Here is a 20327-nt window from a genome sequence, read left to right as displayed (position 1 = left end):
GAGAGCCCTCAGGAGACGGTTTCCTCCATGGCAGCGAACCGCCGCCCCACCCTGGCCGACGTCGCCCGCGAAGTCGGAGTCAGCGCCAAGACGGTCTCCCGCGTCCTCAACGAGGACGGACCCGCCTCCGCACAGACCAGGGCACAGGTACTGGCCGCAGTGGCCAAGCTCGGCTTCCAGCCGAACCTCATGGCCCGCAACATCCGCGTCGGCGGCCCGGACACCACCATCGGCCTGGTCATCCCCGACCTCGCCAACCCCTTCTTCGGAGCCGTGGCCCGCGCCATCGAGGACACCGTCCGCGAACGCGGACTGACCCTGCTCATGGGCTCCTCCGCGGACGACCCCGAGCGCGAACGTGCCCTGACGGACAAGTTCCTCGCCCGCCGCGTCAGCATCCTGATCTTGGTTCCGTCCGTCGGCGCCGACCACTCCCACCTCAAGTCCCACCGTACGGCGGGACTGCCCGTGGTCTTCCTCGACCGGCCCGGAGTCGGCCTTGCCACGGACAGCATCGTCAGCTCCAACCGGGCCGGAGCCCACGACGGCGTCGCCCACCTCGTCGCCCACGGACACCGGCGCATCGGCTTCGTCGGCGACCTGCCCGTAAAGCTGCACACCCGCCGCGAACGTCTGGCCGGCTACCGCTCGGCACTCCAGGAAGCCGACATCCCCTACGACCGCTCGCTCGTCGCCAACGCCCACGACCAGCAGGGCGCCGAGGTCGCGACCTCCCAGCTCCTCGGCCTCGCCGATCCCCCCACGGCCCTGTTCGCCGGCAACAACATCATGGCGCTGGGCATCGTCGCGGAACTGGCCCGCAGCAAGCGCAAGGGCGTCGCCGTCGTCGCCTTCGACGACGTGGCGCTCGCCGAGGCACTGGAGCCGGCCCTGACGGTCGTCGCCCAGGACGCGGAAGAACTCGGCAGGGCAGCCGCGGCAACCGCCCTGACCCGCTTGGACGGGGACCGCACTCGCGCCCGCACCATCACCGTTCCCACCCGTCTGATCGTCCGGGGCTCGGGCGAGCTCCCTGTCCCTGAAATGCAGGAAACCTGACCTGGAGTTGGCTGCCTGACATGGCGCTCCTCGGTGTGTCGGCGACCCCGCAGGTGGTTGGCCCCCGAGCGCCTCGGAAGAGCACCGCCGCACGACCGGCTGCGACACGGCCGTCACCGGTGCGCTCCCCGCGAGCGGAGGGGATCCTCCCGTCGCTGCTCGCGGGCCAGGTGCGCGCTGTCCGCGCGAGCACGACGGCGGCGGCACGGTCGTCCTCGTTGCGGAACCTGCACGTGAGAAGGATCCTGGGCCGTTGTCTGTACGGGCCGTTCCGAGGGCGAGCGCGGTGACCGTCGCGACGACCGGACGGGGGCGGCCGTCCGGGCGGGTGACCAGGTGGAGCAGGGCGCAGTGGGTGATCGAGGCGTACATCGCCCACGGCGGTCTCGGGCGGCGGCTGTCCGAGGCCTCCCGCATCCAGGGCGGCCTCGGCTGGAGCCTCGCCGTCCCGGCCTACTGACGTTGTTGCCGTGATGTCGTCGAGGTGAGGCCGGTTTCGGCGAGACATCCGTCGATGAGGTTGCTGCGGTACTGGATCTGGCGGAGGCCGTGCCGAAGCGCGCTCATGAGGTGGTCGGGGTCGGTGAATGCGGTGTTGGCCCGGCTGCTGCGTCGCAGAGTGACCAGATGCCCTCGACGGGGTTGAGGTCGGGTGCGTACGACGGCAGGAATTGGCAGGTGATCCAATCGTGGGTGTTGATGAAGTCCCGCAGCCGGCGGTCTTTGTGCACGTTCAAGTTGTCCCACACGAGCACGATCGGTGCGCCGAGTTGCTGGTGGGCGGCGATGAGCAGGTCGCGGTATTCGGTCCAGGCGAAGCTGCGTCTGCCGCCCCGCTTGTGATCGGCGCGCCGTTTGGGTCGGTAGACCAGGCGTGAGCGTTCGCCCTGCTTGTAGCAGGCCAGGGCGGCGATGGAGAAGCGGCGCTGGGAGCGTCCCCGCACCTGGATGACGGGGGTGTGTCCGCGCCTGGCCAGGTGCGGGAGGTGGGCGGCGTCATCGAGAAGCCGGCTTCGTCTTCGAAGCAGAGCCAGGCCCCGAGTGCCGCCACGGTGTTTCCACCTGGGGCAATGTCTCCTTCACCCACCCGGTGACAGCTGCCTCGTTGCGCTCGGTCGCGCGGCGGGCGGGGACCTGGTGACTGAAGCCATGCCGGTGCAGCATCTGCGCGATGGCCGACAGCGTCATGCTCTTGTGGAACCGGCGCCCGATCAGCGTCTTGATCCGCGCCAGTGTCCAGGTCTGGTCCGGCCGGCCGTGCGCTACCGGGCCTTTGGCCAGCTCCTGCTCGAGCACGGCGAACAGCGCCTCACTCGGCTTGGGCAGTGAGACTGGTCCGGCGGACCGCAGCCCCTCGGTGCCGGCGTCGGACCAGGCCCGGCGCCATCGCTGCACCGAGCGCACACTCACCCGTAAGTCCTGGCGACCTCGACGTTGGAAGCACCAGATGCGAAGCGCTCCGCGGCCTCCATTCGGATCCGCTCGCGAAACGCCTGCCGTTCAGGCGTCAGCCCACCACCCTGCGGGTATCTCACACAACCGGCATACCGCGACGATCACGCATCGTCAGCCCCCACGACATCACGCTTCAAAGTCAGTAACAGCGCATTGGCGTCGAGAACTGCGAGCACGGCCGGACAGATGTCTCACCTCGGGGTGTGCCCGCGGACCGTTTCGCGGAAGGCGATCGGGGTCTGGCCGGTGCGCTGGTGGAAGTACTTGCTGAAGTGGGTGGCGCTGGAGAAGCCGAGGCGGTCGGCGATTCGGGCGGCACTCTGATCGCTGTGGGCCAGGAGGCGCTTGGCTTCGAGGACGACGCGGCGGTCGATGAACTCCTTGGCGCCCAGGCCGGCTGAGGCGAGGGTGGCGCGCGCGAGGGTGCGGGCCGAGTAGCCGAGCGCGTCGGCGTAGTCCTCGACCCGGCGGGTGCGGGCGAAGTCCTTTTCCACCGCGTCACGGAAGCTCAGGTAGGTGGCGTCGGGTTCGGGGGCGGGGCTGCCGGCCGGGGCGGTGAGGTGGGCCAGTCGCAAGACGAGGACGGCCAGCAGGTGGCGCAGGGCCGCGGTGTGGATCTCCAGGGGCAGGCGTCCCAGGGCGTGGAACTCGGCGGCGAGATGGTCGGCGGCCAGTCGCAGGGCCTGGGCGTCCTCGGGCAGGGGCCTTCGCAGGATCGGCGCGTGCGGGTCCTCTACGTGGGCGCCGGTGGTGGTGGCCGGGTCGAGGAAGTCCTGGCGGAACAGGATCAGGGTGCCCTCGGCGTGGGTGAGGTCGCCCCACTGCTGGACCTGGCCGGGGCGAACCCACAGCCATGAGCTGGGTTCGAGGGCGTAGGCGGTGAAGTCGACCGTGTGCCAGAGGGTTCCGCCGGTGAGGGTGATCAGGTGGTGGAAGTCCGGGCGCTGGGGGGCCGTGAGCCGTTCGGCGGGTACGCGGCGGCGCAGGTCGGCGAGGGACAGCGCTTCGACGCCTGCGGGGGTGCCGACGGGCGCCGCGAAGGAGACCTCGCGGATCCCTCGGTCGGCATCATGTCGGTTTTTGACCATCACCAGTCGCCAGCGTATCCGATTCAACCTGTTCAACGACTCTAGCTTTGAACTGTCAGCCCATCCGGTGTCGATCGGAGTCGGAAAACACTAAGAGAGCGGTAAGAGAGGAGGCATGTGATGCCTTCGGCGGAGCGGGCCTCCCTGACGTACGCCTTCGAGGCGTCCTGCGCCTGGTGCTACGGCTTCGGCCCCACCTTGCGGGTCTTCGTCGACGACAACGCTCACCGCATCCGGCTCAGCGTCGTGTCGGCCGGCCTCTACACCGGTGCCCGGGCGCTGCCGATGGCGGCCTGTCCGCACCTGTCGGCCGAACGCGGCAACATCACGCGACTGACCGGAGTCGCCTTCGGCACGGGCTACGACCATGCCCTGTCGCGGGGAACGACCGTGCTCGACTCCACCGCCGCGGCGGCGGGGCCGGCCGCGCTGCGCGACCAGCCCGGCGTCAGCGAACTGGACGCGGCCGAGGCCATGGAGCGGGCGTGGTTCATCGACGGCCGCAGCCTGTCCGCCGCCGAGGTCTACCGGCGCATAGCCGGCGAGCTCGGCCTGGACGCGGACGCCGTGACCGCGGCGTACAGCTCACCGGCCAGCCGGGCGAAGGCCCGCGCCGACTTTCGCGCGCTGCGCCGCCTCAGCGCCGACTCCTACCCGACGCTGCTGCTGGTCACCGCGCACGGTGCCGACCAGATGGGCGGCGCGGCCTCCACCGCCGCCTCCCTGACCTCCGCCCTCGACCAGCGGCTGACCACGACCATCCCCCAAGTCCCCACCCATGACCTGCCCTCGCGAGGAGAACTGTCATGAGCAACGCCAAGAACACCGTCCTGACCGCCGCCGGCGAACTGTTCGGCCAGAAGGACCCGAGCGCGGTGGACCGCTGGGTCGCCGCCGACTACACCCAGCACAGCACTCTGGCCGCCGACGGCCCCGAGGCCCTTCGCCAGTTGGTCGCCGGCCTGCCGGAAGGCTTCCGCTACGAGGGCGCCCGGGTGATCGCCGACGGCGACCTGGTCGCCCTGCACGGCACGTACCACGGCTTCGGGCCCGACCCGCTGGTCGCCTTCGACATCTTCCGCTTCGACGCCGACGGCAACTCGCCGAGCACTGGGACGCCCTGAACCCGCTGGTCACCGACACCGCCTCCGGGCGCTCGCAGACCGACGGCACCGCCGAGGTCACCACGCCCGAGGAGAGGGAGGCCAACCGGGCCCTGGTCGCCGAGTTCGCGCAGAAGGTCCTGGTCGGCGCCGACTACTCGGTGCTCACCGACTACATCTCCACCGAGACGTACCACCAGCACAACCCGGAGGCCGCCGACGGCCTCGACGGCTTCGGCGCCGCCGCCGCGAAGTGGGCCGAGCAGGGCAAGAACCTCGTCTACAAGACCGTCCACAAGGTCATCGCCGAGGGCGAGTTCGTCCTGCTCCAGTCCGAGGGCGAGTTCGGCGTCCCCGTCGCGTACTACGACCTCTTCCGCGTCCAGGGCGGCAAGATCGTCGAGCACTGGGACGTCATCTCCCCGATCCCGGCCGAGCTGCCCCACGGCAACGGCCTGTTCTGAAGCCGCACACCGCCAGCAGGGAGAGAATCGCGATGAGTGAGCTCACCTACGCCGGGAAGATCTTCGTCTTCCGCGTCGACAACGGGGTCGTCTTCCGCAACACCTACGCGGCCGACGGCACCACCCTCCACTACGAGACCTTGGAAGGCCCGGCCAAGGGCGCCGAGGAGACCGTCACCCTCCACACCGCCGAGGTGGCCCCCGGCCTGTTCATGCTCGGCTGGGCCGAGACGTCCGGCATGACGGTCACCCACCTCATGAACCTCAACGCCAAGACGGTCCACGCCTTCTGGACCTACGAGACGGGCGACGGCCGCGTCGCCGAACTGCACACCGGAACCCTCGAACCCGCCTGACGGGCCCTCATCCGCCGCCGTGCCCCCACCAGCCTGCGGGTGAGGGCATGCGGCGTGCCGTTCGGCAGATCTCTCTCACCTTCAACCCGTCACGTACCCACTGTCCGGAGGGCCACCGTTGTACCCGACCCCGCTGCCGCTCACCGCCTACCGCGCCGCCATCGCCCTGGACGAGCCGTTCCGGCCCGACGCCGGCCACGACCCGGACGACCGGTCCGCCGACCTGGTACGCGAGGCGCTCGGCCTGCTGGGCGACGACCCGGCGGCAGCGACGGTCGGGCTGCGCCCAGGCGCAGCGGACCGGGTCGACGATGCCGCCGCCCGGCGGCTCCTGCGGGCGGTGCTGACGGTCCGGAAGCCGGGCCCGCTGCCCACCGGGACCGTCCGCGTGCTGGACGAAATCCTGGCCGGCGAACGCCGGGCACGCGACACCACCGACGCCGCCTCGCTGCCCACCATCCGCGACACGCTTCCCCACGCCACGTACCGGGCCGCCGACCGTACGGTGCTGTGGCTGGGCGACCTCACCACCCTCGGCGCGGACGCCGTCGTGAACGCCGCCAACAGTGCCCTGCTCGGCTGCTTCGCCCCGATGCACCCGTGCATCGACAACGCCCTCCACGCCGCGGCCGGCCCCCGCCTGCGCACCGACTGCCACACGATCATGTCCCTGCAGGGGAACCCGGAGCCTGCTGGCACCGCCAAGATCACCCGCGGCTACCACCTGCCCGCCTGCTACGTCCTGCACACCGTCGGCCCGATCGTCGACGGTCCCGTGCTCCCGCAGCACCAGCAGGCGCTGGCGGCCTCGTACCGTGCCTGCCTCGACCTCGCCGCCGAAGTGGACGGCATCCGCACCGTCGCGTTCTGCGGCATCAGCACCGGCGTCTTCGGATACCCCAAGACGCCCGCCGCCCGCATCGCCCTGGACACCGTGGCCGAATGGCTCGACCTGCACCCCGGACGGCTCGACCGCGTGATCTTCGATGTGTACGCGGACGACGATCTCGCCGCCTACGTCCAGGCACTGACCGAAGGGACCCAGCCCCGATGAACGAGTCCGCCTTCGGCCTGGAAGCCGCCGCCGGGACGATACGGACCTGGCTCGGCGAGGCCGACCGTGTCCTGATCACCGCCGGGGCCGGACTCAGCGCCGCCGCCGGATACGACTACGGCGACGAAGACCGCTTCCGGGAACTCTTCCCCGCCCTGCACCGCCTCGGCCTGCGCTCCCGCTACCTCGCCGGCGTCCCCCTGCCGCCCGAGTTGTGGTGGGGCTACTGGGCCGTCCACATCGACGACATCCGCTTCTCCCCGGAACCCAACCTCCTCTACCAGCGGCTGAGGTCCCTCGTCGGCGACAAGGACCACTGGGTGATGACGTCCAACGTGGACGCCCTCTTCGCCCGCAACGGCTTCGACCCCGACCGGGTCTTCACCCCGCAGGGCGACTACGGCCGCTACCAGTGCACGGCTCCCTGCACCCCGACCACCTTCGACAGCCGCCCCCTCATCGCACAGCTCCTCGCTGCGTACGACCCGGCCACCGGCGCTGTCACCGGTCCCCTGCCCAGCTGCCCGAACTGCGGCGGCGAGGTCGAGATCAACGTCCGTATCGGCCCCGAGTTCGTCGACGCCCCCTGTCTCCCCGCGGGCCGCCGCCTCCAGGACTGGCTGGGAACTGCGGTCGACGCCCGCCTGCTCATCCTCGAGTTCGGCGCGGGATTCAACACCCCGGGCGTCATCCGGTGGCCGGGCGAACTCCTCACCCGTCAGATCCCCCACGCACGTCTCGTACGCATCAACCCCACCCACCCCGAAACCCCCGCCGACCTCACCGGCCGGACCCTGTCCGTCCCCGCCGGGGCCGACCAACTGCTCGACGCACTCACCGTGCCGCATCCGGCACCCGACCCTACGGTGGCATCATGAGCGACCCGGAGAAGAACAAGGCCACGGCTCAGGCGTTCTACGACCTGATGTTCAACCAGTGCCGCCCCGCCGAGGCCATCAACCAGTACGCGGGCGACACCTACATCCAGCACAATCCACACGTCGGCGACGGCAAGCAGGCGTTCATCGACTACTTCGAGCGCATGGCCGCCGAGTACCCCGGCAAGCGGGTGGAGGTCAAGCGTGCCTTCGCCGAAGGCGACCACGTGATCCTGCACTGCCACCAGACCTGGCCCGACGAGGAGTACGCCGGCATCGACATCTTCCGTTTCGACGCAGGCGGCAAGATCGTCGAACACTGGGACGTCCTCCAGGTGATCCCGCCCACCTCCAAGAACGACAACACCATGTTCTGACCCTCGCCCCGCGCGCGCCGCACTGCAACGCTCACGCGTACCACCAACGGCCCCCCACAGGCAGGCAGAACGCCAGCCGACCGCATCAATCATCGCGATGAACAGCGCAGGCCTTCAGTTCGTCATCCGCACCACCACCCTCGCCCGGGCGGCAGGTGCTGCGGTCGCCGGCCTGCTCGATCCGGGGCGGCGCGGGCATCCCTGGACGGGCTGGTCGTTCTCCGTCGGGTGGGGCAGCCAAAAACTGGTCGTCATGCTGGTGGAACCGGAGCTGGGGTGGAAGTCGGCGTCGACGTCGCCCGCGACGCCTCCGGCCGCTGGCGCCACCCCGCACGACAGGGCTTCAGAACGGGGGATCGTCGTGCCAGGGGCCGTCCGACAGCTCGGGCGGCCGGGGGGGTGCGCCGCTGGAGGACGGCCAGGGCGTCCTCGACGCGGCCGAGGTCGATGAGGTAGCCGGCCAGCCGGCCAGGCTGCGACCATGTGGTAAATCCTTGGATCCTGCACCTGACCGACTACCAGATCACGTCCGTGGCCTACGTGTTCTGCCTGCACAAACGGACCGGCTCCGCACTCGAAGTCAACCGCTTCGCCCGCGACACCGGCGTCACCTGCCAGTCCTCCCCCGCTGTACGCACGGCGATCCCCGCGTCCCCACCGCTCCTGCACTGCCCGCCACCGGCCGATCACCTCCCCTGACACGAACGGCATCCGACACACCGCCTGGAGGGCTCGACGCGTTCACCCGCCACGTCGCGTCTAGGCACTGCCCGGCGGATCATGTGGCCGTGATGGCACCAAGTTAGTTCTCGCGAGCCGGACTGCGCCCGGTTACGAGGCGTTTCTGCCCCTCGGGCATGGGCAGGACCGCCAGTGCGGTGTCTGCAATGTTCCGCAGCGTCTCCGGGTCCAGGCCGGCCTTTCCTACCGCCTCGATACCGCGGACCACCGTCAGCAGGAGTGCCGCCAACCGCTCCGGATCCGCAGCGCTATCGATGTCGCCGTGGCGCTGAGCGGCGCTGATCTCCGTCCGCAGCAGGGTCAGCAGTGCCGTCATGGTCTCGGCCGACCGTCCGGCGACCGTCGGATCGTGCTGGGCCAGTTCCGCCGCGCCCTTGGCCAACAGGCACCCGCGGCGCTCGGTGTCTGAGGCGGTGTTCTCCGCCATCAGGTGCACGTATCCCGACAGCCGGGCCAAGGCCTCTGCGTCCGGGCCACCTGCCAGCCGCCCTTCGGCCACCTCAACGACTGCGGTGCACCAGTCGCCAAACACACGGTGGAACAGCTTGCCCTTGTCGCCGAATGCGCCGTACAGGCTGCCCTTGCCCAGGCCGGTCGCCTGGGCGATGTCGTCCATCCGGGTTCCTGCATAGCCGCTCGCCCAGAACTGTTCCCGGGCCCGCTCCAGGACTTGGCGTTCGTCGAATGCGCGTGGTCTCGGCATGGTCTCAGCCTATCCATTCTTGACTCGATCGTCCATTACTGCCTACGTTATGGACGATCCATTCCACAACTGAAGGGGTTCGACATGCCAGGCGTGCTGCAGGAGAAGGTGGCCGTGATCACCGGAGGGACCAGCGGGATCGGGCTGGCCATCGCCCACCGCTTCGTCCGGGAGGGCGCACGGGTCTTCGTGACCGGCCGGGACATCGACCGCCTCGAAGCGGCAGTCAAGGAGATGGGCCCTGCGGCCACCGGCGTACGATCCGACGTCTCGGTCCTGGCCGACCTGGACGCGCTCTACGCGCGAGTCCGCGAGGAGGCCGGACGCATCGACGTGCTGGTGGCCAACGCGGGAATCGTCGCGGACGCCGCGCTCGGCGCCCACACCGAGGCGAACGTCGACCTGACGCTCGCCGTCAACGTCAAGGGCCCACTATTCACCGTTCAGAAGGCGCTTCCGCTGCTGGCGGAGAACGCCTCCATCCTGGTCGTCGGCTCGAGCAACAGCGTGCGGCCCAATGAGCAACTCGAGGTCTACAGCGCCTCGAAGGCGGCGGCGAGCAACCTCGTGCACAACTGGGCCAGGCAGTCGCGGGAGCGCCGATTCCGGGTCAACGTGCTCAGCCCGGGACCCACGCGGACCCCTGGCCTGCTGGGCGCCGCGGGGCCGGACGTCGACCAGTTCGCCGAGGCCGTCGTGCCACTGGGGCGGCTGGCTGACGCCGAGGAAATCGCCGAGGCCGCCCTCTTCCTGGCTTCGGACGCCTCGTCGTTCGTCACCGGCGCCGAACTCTTCGCCGACGGCGGCTACACCCGGGCCTGAACGACGGCCGGTGGTGCGCATCCGGTTCCCTCGAAGCGATGGGGCGCACTCCCGGCCGCGCGTCTGCGTCGTACGAGGCCCAGTGCGCCCGAAGCAACGAGATCGTGGCCGCGGCCTCTTTGGATGACGTCGACCGCCACCCCGACTGCCGCTCCGGCAACACCAACCTCCGCTGGGTGCTCATCCATCTCGTCGAGCAGACCGGGCACGCGGGGCACGCGGGGCACGCGGACATCGTGAGGGAACTGCTTGATGGGGCGAAGGGGTACTGCTGAAGCGTGTAGCAGAACGCCTTGATCTGGGCATTTCCCTTGTATGCGTGGGGTGTTGAGGGCTGATGCGTTGTGGGTGGAGACGTTCACTGGGCTGCGGATCAAGCAGTTCGAGCGGCTGCTGAAGGTGGTGCGGGAGCGGGGTGGTGACGGGCCGCGGATCGGGCGGCCGTGGTGTCCGCCGCTCGCCGACCGGGTGCTCGTGGTGGCTGTCTACTACCGGACGAACCTGACCATGCGGCAGCTCGCGCCGCTGTTCGGGGTCTCGCCTGCACCGGTGTGCCGGGTCATCCAGCGGCTTGGGCCCCTTCTCGCGCTCGAGCCGGCCGCCCGCCCAGTCGATGCTGCGGACCAACTGTGGATCGTGGACGGCACCTTGATTCCAGTCCGCGACCGCAAGGTCGGCGCCTCCAGCCGCAACCACCGCTTCTCCGCGAACGTGCAGGTCATCATCGACGCCGACACCCGCCTGGTCGTGGCCACCGCCCGGCCCCGGGCAACAGGGCCGACGCCCATGTCTGGCACGCCTCCGGCCTGCCGCGGCAGTGCCAGGGCGTCACCGTGCTCGGTGACGGCGCCTACATCAACACCGGCCCGGTCGTCCCGCACTGCAAACGACCCGGCCGGGCTCTCCTGGCCGGCGAGGAAGCCGACAACACCGAGCATCGCCGGTCCGCCCTCGCGTCGAGCATGCGATCGGCCGGCTGAAGAACTACAAGATCCTCCGCGACTGCTCGCTTGGTAAGGACACCCTGGCGAGGTCTCTGCTCGGACAAGTGCAGGAGCGATTTCGGAGGTGCAGGTGCCCGAACTCTGGGCTGGTATGGACGCGGGCAAGGCCGAGCATCACTGTGTGGTGATCGACGCCGACCGGTGGCCAACGACGAGACTGCACTGCTCAAACTGATCGCCGATGTCCTCGCGCTCAGCGAAGGCAAGCCTGTGACCTGGGCGATCGACCTCAACGCTGGCGGGGCGGCCCTGATGATTGCGCTGCTGACCGGCCATGAGCAGCATGTTCTCCACATCCTCTGCCGCACCGTCGACCACTTGCCCGGCTCCTACCGGGGCGACGGGAAGACGGACGCGAAGTACGCCTTCGTCATCGCCGACCAAGCGCGCATGCGCCACGACCTTCAGCTGATGCGCCGAGGCGACGATCGCCGTCGACCTGCGGATTCTTACCTCGCGCCGCTTGGATCTGGCCGCGGACCACACCCGGGCGATCAACAGGATGCGGTCCCAGATGCTGGAGTACTTTCCCGCCCTGCAGCGAGCCTTCGTCTACAAGACCTCCAAAGCGTCACTGGTGCTGCTGACGGGCCACCAAACCCCGGCCAGCCTGCGCCGGATCGGAATGAACCGGCTCACGAGCTGGCTGAGGAACCGCATGGTCCGCAATTCCGATGGTGGTGAGCAGCTGAGGTAGGTGTGCTGTTCGTCTTCGCCGGGGGCGGTGTTCTGGTCCAGGAGGGTCAGCGGCGCAACCCTGAGACCGAGACGGCAGGCAGGCCGGGCCGGAAGCGTGCGGGGCGCGGCAGGCGGCGGTGTGGGGGCCGCGCCGACGGGCGGCCGCCGGGGCACGGGCAGGCCGGGCGGCCCCGCACCGCCGGCTTGCGGCACGGAGCCGGGAGGAGATGCGGGATGGTGGGCGGGGCGGACGGCCCCGCCTGCGGACGGCGCCGAGGGTGAGGCCGGTGAGTTGCGGGGGACACGAGCGGCGGCACCCGGTCACCGACGGCTCGGCCACACCCCAAGGAGGCCGGGCACGGGAGTATCTCCGCCGGCACCACGCATACTCGCCCAGGTCGGACCAAGCCCCGCAACTCCATGCCGGTCGTGGCGCCAGAAGACCGGGACCTGAACGCGGTCGGGACCCGGCACGTCTCAGGCGCCTCTCACCGGCGTGAAGACGGCGCGGAGATCTCCGGCAGACGGGCCCGTCGGCCCGAATGAGATTGGAGGCGTGGGCCGGTCGCCCGTTACAGTCGGTTGGATCATGGAATCCGCGCAGCGGAACGCACCGCGCGGGAACACGGGGGACGGGGAACATATGGCATGGGACGAGTGGGAGCAGCTCAAAGCCCAGGCGGCGGAGCAGCACGCCACGCGGATGCAGCTGAATCAGTATCCCGCCGACGGCGGCGGAGGCGGCGGCCAGGCTACGCCGGGAGGCAAGGGCGATGAGCTACGCGTCAACCACGACTCGCTCAACGGGAACGCGAACTCCCTGATCGAACTGGCGGGGCTGCTGTACGAGGGGCGGCCCGACGGTGACCTCTGCACCACGGCGCGCGCACCGCGCTCGCACCCGGACGTCGCCGCGAAGGTCGACAAGTTCGCCCGCTTCGCGGACGACCAGTACCAGGACGTGACGTCCTTGCTCGCCGCGTTGTCCACGCGGCTCAGGGACGCGAACGGCACCTTCGTCGACTACGACGGCGACGTGGCCGGCGGCATGATGAACGCCATCCTCGAGCTGGGGCAGTACGTCGCCCCGGAAGACCGGTGAGCGGCCATGGCCTACACCTATCGCCAGGACGTCCGCTTCCTCGACGACTGCAACCCCGCGCTCGTGGAGCGCAACGCCCTGGAGTTCAAGAGGCTGCGCGATCTGCTGCTCGACGTCGAGCCCGGCGCGCAGCGGGCCGCCACCCACACGCAGTGGGTGAGTGAGAACCGTAAGCCGTACGACAACCGCCTGAAGGAGGCGCGTGATCTGATCACGCACCTCGCCGACGGGTACGACAAGGCGCAGAGCGCGCTCATGCACTACGCGTCGGCGCTCGAGACCGCCAAGTCCCACTACTCGGACGGCAAGGCGGCGGAGCAGACGCTGGCCGGCCTCATATCCCAGGTCGCGGACGCCGTGACACGTCAGGCGCAGGAAGCCGGGCCCATGCGCCAGTGGGAGGACCTGCGGGGTACGACCGGCTTCCTGGACTGGGCCGCCGAGCTGACGGTGGACATCGACGACATCAAGGACGACGCGAACCGCGCCCACGATCAGGCCAGTGCGGCCTACCACCGTGCCAAGACGGTGGAGAGCGAGGCCCGGGACGCGTGCACGGCGGCACTGGACACGGCCTACAAGGCCCTCCCCGACTTCCGCGGCGGTGACTTCGTCGATGCCAAGAGCCTGATCGACGCCATCCCCGCGCTGCGGGCCGAAGCCGCCGAGGCCGGCCGGGATCCGCTCACGCATCTCCCCGGCAGCGGGGCCAAGGCGGAGTTCACCAAGGCCGTGGGGAAGGACGACGTGTCGGCGTCCCTCGCGGACATCAGGATGCGCCTGACCGGGCTGCCCGAGGCTACCGACGCCTACTGGGCCGTGCCGAGGAACGCCGAGGAACGTCGCGAGTGGATCGCGGCGAACAAGGAGATCATCAACGCGGCGGCGGAACGATCCGGCCTGCCGCCCGACATGGTCGCGGGCATCGCCTGGCAGGAGGTGGGCGGCCAGTGGGGCTGGATGGACGACGGTGTCGACACCATCCGCGGTCTCGCCGAGGACGGCTGGCTGGACACCACCCCGGAGAATCTGCCGTCGCGACTCGGCGGCTCCCCCGACGAGACGTCCTTCGGGCCCATCGCCATCCAGGTGCGACGGGCCGCGGAGGTCCTGGGGTACGACCCGGCGAACCTCACGGACGGGCAGCGGGACACCATCGAGGCCTCGCTCCAGGACCCCGGGCAGAACATCTTCATCGCCTCCGAGTACCTGGCCATGCTCAAGGAGGAGAGCGGCTTCGCCGACGTACCGGCGGACCAGATGACGCGGGAGCAGCGCCAGGAACTCGCCGCCCGCTACAACGGCGGCCCCTACTGGCAGGATGACGGGGCCCAGGCCTACGGCCGTGGTTTCGACAGGAATCTGGACGACGCGAGGAGTGCCCTGAAATGACCGGCCTGTTGCGAGGCCCCTGGGGAGTGGTCCTCGTCCTCGCCTACCTGCTCAATGCCTACGTCGCGTACGGGGCGCTGACGATCCAGCCGCAAGGGGTCTGGGACGAGTCGACGCTGACGGCCATCGAGTTCGCGTCGGCGCTGCTGATCACCCTCGGCGTCCTCACCTTCCTGCTCGGCCTGTTCCCCGTGCGTCGGCGGTCCCTCAGCCGCTGGTGGCTGGCACCGGCCGTGGCCTTCCTGGCAATGGGCGCGGCCCGCTGGACGTACATCGTCCAGACGTACCCGCAGGGTCCCGGCAGCTGAAGGCCCCGTCGACCGGCCCGAGCCGCAGGCGACGATCGCCCCGGGGCGCGGGGGTCACGTCACCTTCCCGGTGGAAGCGGTTCGCGGCGGCCGCCGCGTACCGCGCCCCGGCCGCCGCGCAGAGAGGCGGACCCGTGCCCCGGATCCGGGGCACGGGTCCGTCCTCCTGCCCTGATCCGACCCGACCCGCATGAACGCACCGGGGACGTGATCGACAGACGCTTCGCGCTCGCTCGTTCGTCGCGAAGCATCGTGCCGATGCTCTCGCCGCCTCATGAAGTGGCCGGTGCGCTTCGGGGTGTGGTCCACTGCCAGCTCGCCGACACGGACACCTCAACCGCCAAGAACGCGCTGCTCACCGCCTTCGCCGACTGGCATCCGCGCTTCCGCGCCCTCGTCGCCGACACCGACGCCGACGCCGACGCCGACGGCGCCCTCGTACCGCGCCGCGTCCACGTCCTGCACGTCGGGCACCGCTGGGACCGGCGCCCCGGAGTCACCCTGCTCGCGACGCCGCGCACGTCATGTCGCCCTTCGCGGGCGAGGGAGCCAACCTGGCCATGTTCGACGGCGGCTAACTCGGCGGGGGCGGCGGACCTCACGCCGTCGCGGGAGGAGTCGGCGCGGCTGGACGGGACGGTGGAGCGGGGGCGGGCGCCTCAGTCGTGACGCGCCCCACCGTGACCGGCACCTCCGTCAGGAGCAGCTCAGCTGGGCGTTGACGTCCGCCCGGGTCATCACCCTTCCTGTGTGGGTCATGTACTCGCCCTCCCCGAGCCGGGCGCCCTTCAGCCGGGAGAGGTCGATCCAGCCGTCCCTCCCGTTCTCCTCCTTGCCGTCAGCCTTCTCGAAGACGGTGACGTAGAAGCCGTCGGGCAGCTCCCCGCGCAGGGGGTGTTCCTCATCGGCGAAGCCGGCGTCGCCGCCTACTTCGAAGAGGCCCCGCGCCGTCTCGGCCGAGCGCGCGCCGTGTGCCTTCCACAGGGTCGTGAAGTCGTCGTCGTCCGCGTAGATCTCCGCTCCCGAGACGGTGTCCCCCGGGCAGATCGGATACGCGACCACGAGGCCGCCCTCCGGGCTGCGGGCGTACCCGAAGTCCGGGGGGTCCGGTGCCTGCGTGTGGCAGCCGGCGGTGACAGCGATCGCGGCGATCGCCGTCACCAGGGCCAATGCGGGCTTCCTCAGGGGCACGGGAGGTAGCCGCCGTCGCCGAGATCCGCGTCGATCTCGAAGCTGTTCGTACAGGGTTCGGTCCCTTCCAGGTTCCAGCGAGTTCCCCCCGGCCCGACCACGGGTCCGCTGGTCATCTGGACCGAGGCGTAGACGATCCTGGGATCCGCGGCTGCGTGGGCCCTGGGGGTGCGCCGGGACCGTGCCGTCGTCGCCGCGCTCCTTGTATGTGCTGATGGAAGCTGATCCTGCCGCACGCCCGCAACACCCCTCGGCGTGCCGTCCGCATCCGGTCGGAGCCGAGGGCCCACCTCCATCGTCACCCTCGTACTGGCTGTGAGCGACGGGCCGCCGCCCTGAACCAGTGGGTGGCGTTCTCGACCCGACGCGGCCGCTCGTAGCTGACGACGGCTCACCGTATATCTGAAGGCTTGAGGGAGGAGTCACCCATGGAGCCCGACCAGACCGGCGTGCTGACGAGCCAGTCCGTAGACGAACGTGATGACGAACAGACGGGGGTGGCGTCGGCCGAGGACACCTCGCTCACGCAGGCCGCCTGTCACTGTTCCGAGACACCGCCGTCCTCCACGGACAAGGAGCAGACGTGGGAGGCCGCTCATGCGGAGACCGGAGGAGGCCCGGGCTATGTCTACGCGTTGGGGCAGGTCCAGGTGCGGTTCCCCAGTCTGTCGACCCGATGGCCTGCATGGACCGCTGCGTCAGTGACGGCGTCGACACATGCGAAGGCCTGTATCCCGGGATAACGCCGAAGGAGAGGCGATCATCATGAGGATTCCTGGCTTTACCGCCGAATCGGCGGTGTACGAGACAAGGACAGCGGGAGGCGGCCGAGTGCCGCGCCCCGGGGCCGGACCGGACGGAGACCGGATCGTCCCACAAGGACTCTGTGAAATAGAGCTCGGGCCGGTGTGCAGGTCAAGTTGCAAACGCTCCTCCGATCCGCGACGCTGCGTTGCGGAATGCCTCGACTTCATGTGCTCGCCAGAGCACGGCGGCGGCAGCCCCTGGTAGCACGAATGAACCCGCTGGCTCTAGTCGGGCTCACGCCCTTGATGGAGCGCACTCCCGGTCGGCCCGGAGTCGCCGTCGGACTGATCGACGGAAGGGTGGCACGGGATCACCCCGATCTGCGGGGTCATCCCGTGCGGGAGCTCCACCCAGCGCCACAGGGCGGATGCGGCGCCGACGACGGCTGTTGCGCTCACGGAACCTTCGTCGCCGGAATCCTCAGCGCGCGACGAGGGTCCGCGGCGCCGGGCATCTGCCCGCACTGCACCCTGCTGTCGCGGCCCGTCTTCTCGTCCCGCCCTGCCACGTCCGGTCGCGCCCCGGAGGACGGATGCCTCTCCGGAGCGCGGGCCGAGGAGCTGGCGGCGGCCGTCGTCGAGACCGTGGACGCGGGCGCCCGGGTGCTCAACCTCAGCCTCGCGCAGGCGGAGCCGTCCAGCGCCCGGCACCGAGTGCTGGAGGAGGCCCTGGACCATGCCGCGAACAACGGCGTGATCGTCGTCGTCGCGGCGGGCAACCAAGGAACGCTCGGCACCTCGGTCATCACCCGGCATCCCTGGACGATTCCGGTGATCGCCTGCGACGGCGACGGGTGGCCGCTGAGTCTGTCCAACCTGGGCGCGGAGATCGGCAGACGCGGACTCAGTGCGCCGGGCAAGGAGGTCATGAGCCTCGGCGTTGCCGGGAAGTCGCTGAGAATCACCGGCACCAGCGCGGCCGCGCCCTTCGTCACCGGTGCCATCGCGCTGCTGCTCTCCCAGTTCCCGGCGGCACGGCCCGCCGCGGTGCGCTTCGCGGTCACACAGTCCGCCGCCGGCCGGGGCCGACGCGGTTCGGTGGCCCACCGCTGCTGAACGCCTGGGCGGCGTACAACGCCCTGCGCCGGGGAGGCGGGTGACGCAAAGCCGTGGACCTGAGACGTCGCTTCTACGGCTCAGGTGAGGACTGAGCGGCCCGGGGGAAGCCCAGCTGGTCGAGGAGATCGGAGACGCCGGCGACACAAGCCGGTGCCCTGCTCCACTCGACCAGGGCGGGCAGGTCCGCGTCGTCCGATGTCCCGGAATCGAACTGGAGCGTCTGCCAGCCGCCCGGCCGTGACTCCCCTGTGCGCACCGGTGGCCTTCAACCCTTCGTCGAGGCTTAGTACTGCAACGGTGCTGTTCTGATTGCTGGGCAGTTCAGGGGCTGTGTCCGCGTCTCCTGTAGTGGCTGATGCGGGCTTGGTGTTGGCGCCTGCGGCGCCAGGTCGACCGGTCAGGATGTGGTCGACCGGTGCCGGCCGGGTCGGTGAGGCGGGTGATCAGGCGTCGGATCTCGGCGAGGCTGTAGTGGATGAGCTGGGAGGATCCGTTTCCGCCTTCTCCGCGTCCAGCCGGCGGGCCGGCAGGACGGTCAGGCAGGCGTGGGCGGCCATGGCCAGGGTCATGTGGGGGTGCCAGCCGGGATAACGGCGGACCTGGTAGTCGTCCAGGCCGCATTCCTGCTTCGCCGTCTGGAAGCCTGCCTCGACCGCCCACCTGCGGCCGACGATACGGATGAGGCCGTGGGCTCCCTCGCCGCAGGAACGGCGTTTCCACTTCTGCCGGGCAGACCGGGGAGCAGGTCGTGGACGGGGTGGTCGAGTGTCCAGCAGGTGACGACGGTGTCGTGGCGGGTGGTGGCCATGACGTGGAAGACGTCCGCCTGCTCCAGCTCGAACCGCCACCCTTTGCTGAAGCCGTAGGCGGCATCCGCGGTCACCCAGCCGAACGGGATGCCATCGGCGATGGCCTTGCGGACCATCGCCTTGGCCATCGCCACCTTCGTCTCCAACGTGACCTCGTCGCCGATGCCTGCCCGCCGGCTGCGTTCCCGGTCGTCCGTCCAGGACGTGGGCAGGTACAGCCGCCGGTCGATCAGCGTGCGTCCGCGGCCGGTCGCATAGGCGAGAAAGACGCCGATCTGGGAGTTCTCCGTGCGTCCGGCGGTGGAGTACTGTCGCTGGACCCCGGCCGAACGCACGCCCTTCTTCAGGAAGCCGGTGTCATCGACGATCAGGACGGCATCCCGGTCACCGAGGTGCTCGACGACGTAGCCGCGCACGTCGTCCAGGACCTCGTCGGCGTCCCACTCGATCCGGTTCAGCAGCCGGTGGATGCGATCGGGGCCCGCATGGCCTGCCTCCTCCGCCAGGGTCCACCCGTTCTTGCGCTGCAGCGGCGCGATCAGTCCCCGCATGTAGGCCGACGTCGACTCCCGCGGCTCCGACCTGTTGAACTGGTGCACGAACCGCTCCTGCAGAGCCTCCAGTTCACCCGCCCACAACCTGACATCAGCAAGGTCCCCACCCATGACCACACCAACGACCGACCTGGCCAGCAGTCACGGCAAACACCGTTGCAGTACTACTGCTGGGTTCCTCCTTCTCTGGGTATAAGTCCTGGTGGCGGGGTGGTTCGGTTGCTCGGGGGCGGGTGCTGGACGGTGGTTTTACGGGCACGGTCGAGCCGTGACGAGGACGAGGAACGGGTCGTGCGTCGGCTGTCGCGGGCGCGCAAGGCGTCGCGTGATCTGGTGCTGCGGGCACGGATGGTCGAGCTGAGTTGGGCCGGGCAACGGGTGCCGTCCATTGCCGACGAGTTGAGGTGCAACCAGAAGACGGTCCGCCGTTTGGAAGACCCGCCGTTTTGCCGGACCGGCAAGAGGAATGGCGGACCGGGGCCCGGTGGGCGACGGTGGGCCCGTGACCGACAACATTGCAGCAGGATCGCCCGCGTCCGACATCCCCTCGCCTGCCGACGGATACGTCGGAGACCCCGCGGTACGGGCGGAGTGGGACAACCGGTACGCCGACCGGCAACAGTTGTGGAGCGGCCAGCCCAACGGTGTGCTCGTGGCCGAGGTCGCCGGGCTCGCACCCGGGCGGGTGCTCGACGTCGGCTGCGGCGAGGGCGCGGACGCCGTCTGGCTCGCGCGCCGCGGCTGGGACGTAACCGCGCTCGAGGTCTCGGGCGTGGCGCTGGCGCGGGCGGCCGGGCACGCACGGGACGCCGGCCTCGCCGTTCACTGGGTACACGCCGCACTCACCGAGGCAGTGCTCCCGCCGGCCTCCTTCGACCTGGTTTCCGCCCAGTACCCGGCCCTGCTGCGCACCCCCGAGGCTGCGGCCGAGCGAGCGCTGCTCGCGGCCGTCGCGCCCGGCGGCGTGCTGCTGCTCGTCCACCACGCGGGGATGGACACCCAGCAAGCGCACGAAAGCGGCTTCGACCCGGCTGACTACGTCTGGCCCTCGATGGTCGCCGATCTACTCAACGACGACTGGGAGGTAGAGGTGAACGAGCAACGGCCACGCGTCGCACCCAGCGACGGCGCCGGCGCGCACCACACCGACGACCTGGTGCTGCGCGTGCGCCGACTGCGCTGAGACGCCTCGGCTCGCCGCAGACGTGGGGGGGGGGGGGGGGGGGGGGGGGAAAAGCTTTACGGGTGTTGCAGCCCTGTTTTTTTTTTTTTGGAGGGGGGCCCAAAGCCCCCCCTAAAAACACAAAAACCCTTCTGTCGCCTC

Annotated in this window: 19 protein-coding genes and 5 pseudogenes; 19 read left to right on the top strand and 5 right to left on the bottom strand. The window is 70.0% G+C overall.

Translation table 11 applies throughout. From position 1 onward, the window contains the following. Window positions 1-27 precede the first annotated feature (27 nt). On the top strand, window positions 28-1059 hold the full coding sequence (locus ACZ6D7_RS32140; RefSeq protein WP_469498414.1) for a LacI family DNA-binding transcriptional regulator: 1032 nt from the start codon (window positions 28-30) through the stop codon (window positions 1057-1059). 286 nt (window positions 1060-1345) lie between these two features. After that, window positions 1346-1519, top strand: a complete 174-nt coding sequence (locus tag ACZ6D7_RS32135; protein ID WP_469498411.1) for a hypothetical protein — start codon at window positions 1346-1348, stop codon at window positions 1517-1519. Here the strand turns inward: ACZ6D7_RS32135 and ACZ6D7_RS32130 are convergent. After that, window positions 1513-2594, bottom strand: a pseudogene (locus ACZ6D7_RS32130) (IS630 family transposase). The gene ACZ6D7_RS32135 and the pseudogene ACZ6D7_RS32130 sit on opposite strands and share 7 nt — an antisense overlap. 111 nt (window positions 2595-2705) lie before the next feature. Then, a complete protein-coding gene (locus ACZ6D7_RS32125; RefSeq protein ID WP_469498652.1) occupies window positions 2706-3602 on the bottom strand; it encodes a helix-turn-helix transcriptional regulator in 897 nt (298 codons plus the stop codon). A gap of 120 nt (window positions 3603-3722) precedes the next feature. On the opposite strand from ACZ6D7_RS32125, the gene ACZ6D7_RS32120 reads away from it, so the two are divergent. From ACZ6D7_RS32120 to ACZ6D7_RS32090, 7 genes and pseudogenes are all read left to right on the top strand, one after another. Further along, the gene (locus ACZ6D7_RS32120; protein ID WP_469498408.1) at window positions 3723-4412 is read left to right on the top strand and encodes a DsbA family protein; all 690 of its coding nucleotides are present in this window, start codon (window positions 3723-3725) and stop codon (window positions 4410-4412) included. Then, window positions 4409-5169: pseudogene (locus ACZ6D7_RS32115) on the top strand (nuclear transport factor 2 family protein). The gene ACZ6D7_RS32120 and the pseudogene ACZ6D7_RS32115 overlap by 4 nt, the downstream one beginning before the upstream one ends. 32 nt (window positions 5170-5201) lie before the next feature. Beyond that, window positions 5202-5525, top strand: coding sequence for a MoaF-related domain-containing protein (locus ACZ6D7_RS32110; protein ID WP_469498406.1), 324 nt, complete (start codon window positions 5202-5204; stop codon window positions 5523-5525). Window positions 5526-5643: 118 nt separating this feature from the next. Next, a complete protein-coding gene (locus ACZ6D7_RS32105; protein WP_469498403.1) occupies window positions 5644-6579 on the top strand; it encodes a protein-ADP-ribose hydrolase in 936 nt (311 codons plus the stop codon). Next, the gene (locus ACZ6D7_RS32100) at window positions 6576-7457 is read left to right on the top strand and encodes an SIR2 family NAD-dependent protein deacylase (protein WP_469498400.1); all 882 of its coding nucleotides are present in this window, start codon (window positions 6576-6578) and stop codon (window positions 7455-7457) included. The genes ACZ6D7_RS32105 and ACZ6D7_RS32100 overlap by 4 nt, the downstream gene beginning before the upstream one ends. After that, window positions 7454-7834 carry a nuclear transport factor 2 family protein gene (locus ACZ6D7_RS32095; RefSeq protein WP_469498398.1) on the top strand — a complete coding sequence of 127 codons (381 nt, stop codon included), beginning with the start codon at window positions 7454-7456 and terminating at the stop codon, window positions 7832-7834. Before ACZ6D7_RS32100 ends, ACZ6D7_RS32095 begins: the two co-directional genes overlap by 4 nt. A 483-nt stretch (window positions 7835-8317) precedes the next feature. After that, entirely contained in the window at window positions 8318-8533 is a 216-nt protein-coding gene (locus tag ACZ6D7_RS32090) for a DUF6417 family protein (RefSeq protein ID WP_469498394.1), read from the top strand. Window positions 8534-8636: 103 nt separating this feature from the next. Here the strand turns inward: ACZ6D7_RS32090 and ACZ6D7_RS32085 are convergent, their stop codons facing one another. Further along, window positions 8637-9278 (bottom strand): TetR/AcrR family transcriptional regulator, encoded by a 642-nt coding sequence (locus tag ACZ6D7_RS32085; RefSeq protein WP_469498391.1) that lies wholly within the window; start codon window positions 9276-9278, stop codon window positions 8637-8639. A gap of 84 nt (window positions 9279-9362) precedes the next feature. On the opposite strand from ACZ6D7_RS32085, the gene ACZ6D7_RS32080 reads away from it, so the two are divergent. The 8 genes and pseudogenes from ACZ6D7_RS32080 to ACZ6D7_RS32045 all read left to right on the top strand — a co-directional run. Then, entirely contained in the window at window positions 9363-10100 is a 738-nt protein-coding gene (locus ACZ6D7_RS32080; protein ID WP_469498389.1) for an SDR family NAD(P)-dependent oxidoreductase, read from the top strand. Between the two features lie 38 nt (window positions 10101-10138). After that, window positions 10139-10375 carry a mycothiol transferase gene (locus ACZ6D7_RS32075; protein WP_469498386.1) on the top strand — a complete coding sequence of 79 codons (237 nt, stop codon included), beginning with the start codon at window positions 10139-10141 and terminating at the stop codon, window positions 10373-10375. Between the two features lie 40 nt (window positions 10376-10415). Next, window positions 10416-11232 (top strand): annotated as a pseudogene (locus ACZ6D7_RS32070) (transposase family protein). Then, window positions 11196-11780: pseudogene (locus ACZ6D7_RS32065) on the top strand (IS110 family transposase); the annotation flags it as partial. The pseudogenes ACZ6D7_RS32070 and ACZ6D7_RS32065, both read left to right, overlap by 37 nt. Window positions 11781-12425: 645 nt before the next feature. Beyond that, a complete protein-coding gene (locus ACZ6D7_RS32060; protein WP_469498383.1) occupies window positions 12426-12884 on the top strand; it encodes a hypothetical protein in 459 nt (152 codons plus the stop codon). A gap of 6 nt (window positions 12885-12890) precedes the next feature. Continuing rightward, window positions 12891-14276, top strand: coding sequence for a hypothetical protein (locus ACZ6D7_RS32055; RefSeq protein ID WP_469498380.1), 1386 nt, complete (start codon window positions 12891-12893; stop codon window positions 14274-14276). Then, a complete protein-coding gene (locus ACZ6D7_RS32050) occupies window positions 14273-14584 on the top strand; it encodes a hypothetical protein (protein ID WP_469498378.1) in 312 nt (103 codons plus the stop codon). Before ACZ6D7_RS32055 ends, ACZ6D7_RS32050 begins: the two co-directional genes overlap by 4 nt. Before the next feature lie 324 nt (window positions 14585-14908). Then, window positions 14909-15156, top strand: a pseudogene (locus ACZ6D7_RS32045) (FAD-dependent monooxygenase); the annotation flags it as partial. Window positions 15157-15280: 124 nt separating this feature from the next. Here the strand turns inward: ACZ6D7_RS32045 and ACZ6D7_RS32040 are convergent. Next, the gene (locus ACZ6D7_RS32040; RefSeq protein WP_469498377.1) at window positions 15281-15754 is read right to left on the bottom strand and encodes a hypothetical protein; all 474 of its coding nucleotides are present in this window, start codon (window positions 15752-15754) and stop codon (window positions 15281-15283) included. Window positions 15755-16734: 980 nt separating this feature from the next. On the opposite strand from ACZ6D7_RS32040, the gene ACZ6D7_RS32035 reads away from it, so the two are divergent. Beyond that, window positions 16735-17637 (top strand): S8 family peptidase, encoded by a 903-nt coding sequence (locus tag ACZ6D7_RS32035; protein WP_469498373.1) that lies wholly within the window; start codon window positions 16735-16737, stop codon window positions 17635-17637. Window positions 17638-18205: 568 nt separating this feature from the next. On the opposite strand, the gene ACZ6D7_RS32030 is transcribed toward ACZ6D7_RS32035, so the two are convergent. Beyond that, window positions 18206-19048, bottom strand: a complete 843-nt coding sequence (locus ACZ6D7_RS32030; RefSeq protein ID WP_469498371.1) for an IS701 family transposase — start codon at window positions 19046-19048, stop codon at window positions 18206-18208. Window positions 19049-19505: 457 nt separating this feature from the next. Between ACZ6D7_RS32030 and ACZ6D7_RS32025 the strand changes: the two genes are divergently transcribed. Beyond that, window positions 19506-20186 carry a class I SAM-dependent methyltransferase gene (locus ACZ6D7_RS32025; RefSeq protein ID WP_469498368.1) on the top strand — a complete coding sequence of 227 codons (681 nt, stop codon included), beginning with the start codon at window positions 19506-19508 and terminating at the stop codon, window positions 20184-20186. The last annotated feature ends 141 nt before the right edge of the window (window positions 20187-20327 follow it).

The sequence above is a fragment of the Streptomyces sp. NPDC041784 genome (assembly GCF_055591025.1).
The sequence above is the reverse complement of the archived record's forward strand: the minus strand, read 5'-3'. Positions and strand labels throughout refer to the sequence as shown.

What these genes read in the sequence shown, in the direction of transcription:
- ACZ6D7_RS32140 (WP_469498414.1), top strand. Translation starts at nt 28, where the DNA reads ATGGCAGCGAACCGCCGCCCCACCCTGGCCGACGTCGCCCGCGAAGTC.
- ACZ6D7_RS32125 (WP_469498652.1), bottom strand. Translation starts at nt 3,602, where the DNA reads ATGGTCAAAAACCGACATGATGCCGACCGAGGGATCCGCGAGGTCTCC.
- ACZ6D7_RS32120 (WP_469498408.1), top strand. Translation starts at nt 3,723, where the DNA reads ATGCCTTCGGCGGAGCGGGCCTCCCTGACGTACGCCTTCGAGGCGTCC.
- ACZ6D7_RS32110 (WP_469498406.1), top strand. Translation starts at nt 5,202, where the DNA reads ATGAGTGAGCTCACCTACGCCGGGAAGATCTTCGTCTTCCGCGTCGAC.
- ACZ6D7_RS32100 (WP_469498400.1), top strand. Translation starts at nt 6,576, where the DNA reads ATGAACGAGTCCGCCTTCGGCCTGGAAGCCGCCGCCGGGACGATACGG.
- ACZ6D7_RS32095 (WP_469498398.1), top strand. Translation starts at nt 7,454, where the DNA reads ATGAGCGACCCGGAGAAGAACAAGGCCACGGCTCAGGCGTTCTACGAC.
- ACZ6D7_RS32085 (WP_469498391.1), bottom strand. Translation starts at nt 9,278, where the DNA reads ATGCCGAGACCACGCGCATTCGACGAACGCCAAGTCCTGGAGCGGGCC.
- ACZ6D7_RS32080 (WP_469498389.1), top strand. Translation starts at nt 9,363, where the DNA reads ATGCCAGGCGTGCTGCAGGAGAAGGTGGCCGTGATCACCGGAGGGACC.
- ACZ6D7_RS32075 (WP_469498386.1), top strand. Translation starts at nt 10,139, where the DNA reads ATGGGGCGCACTCCCGGCCGCGCGTCTGCGTCGTACGAGGCCCAGTGC.
- ACZ6D7_RS32060 (WP_469498383.1), top strand. Translation starts at nt 12,426, where the DNA reads ATGGCATGGGACGAGTGGGAGCAGCTCAAAGCCCAGGCGGCGGAGCAG.
- ACZ6D7_RS32055 (WP_469498380.1), top strand. Translation starts at nt 12,891, where the DNA reads ATGGCCTACACCTATCGCCAGGACGTCCGCTTCCTCGACGACTGCAAC.
- ACZ6D7_RS32050 (WP_469498378.1), top strand. Translation starts at nt 14,273, where the DNA reads ATGACCGGCCTGTTGCGAGGCCCCTGGGGAGTGGTCCTCGTCCTCGCC.
- ACZ6D7_RS32035 (WP_469498373.1), top strand. Translation starts at nt 16,735, where the DNA reads ATGCCTCGACTTCATGTGCTCGCCAGAGCACGGCGGCGGCAGCCCCTG.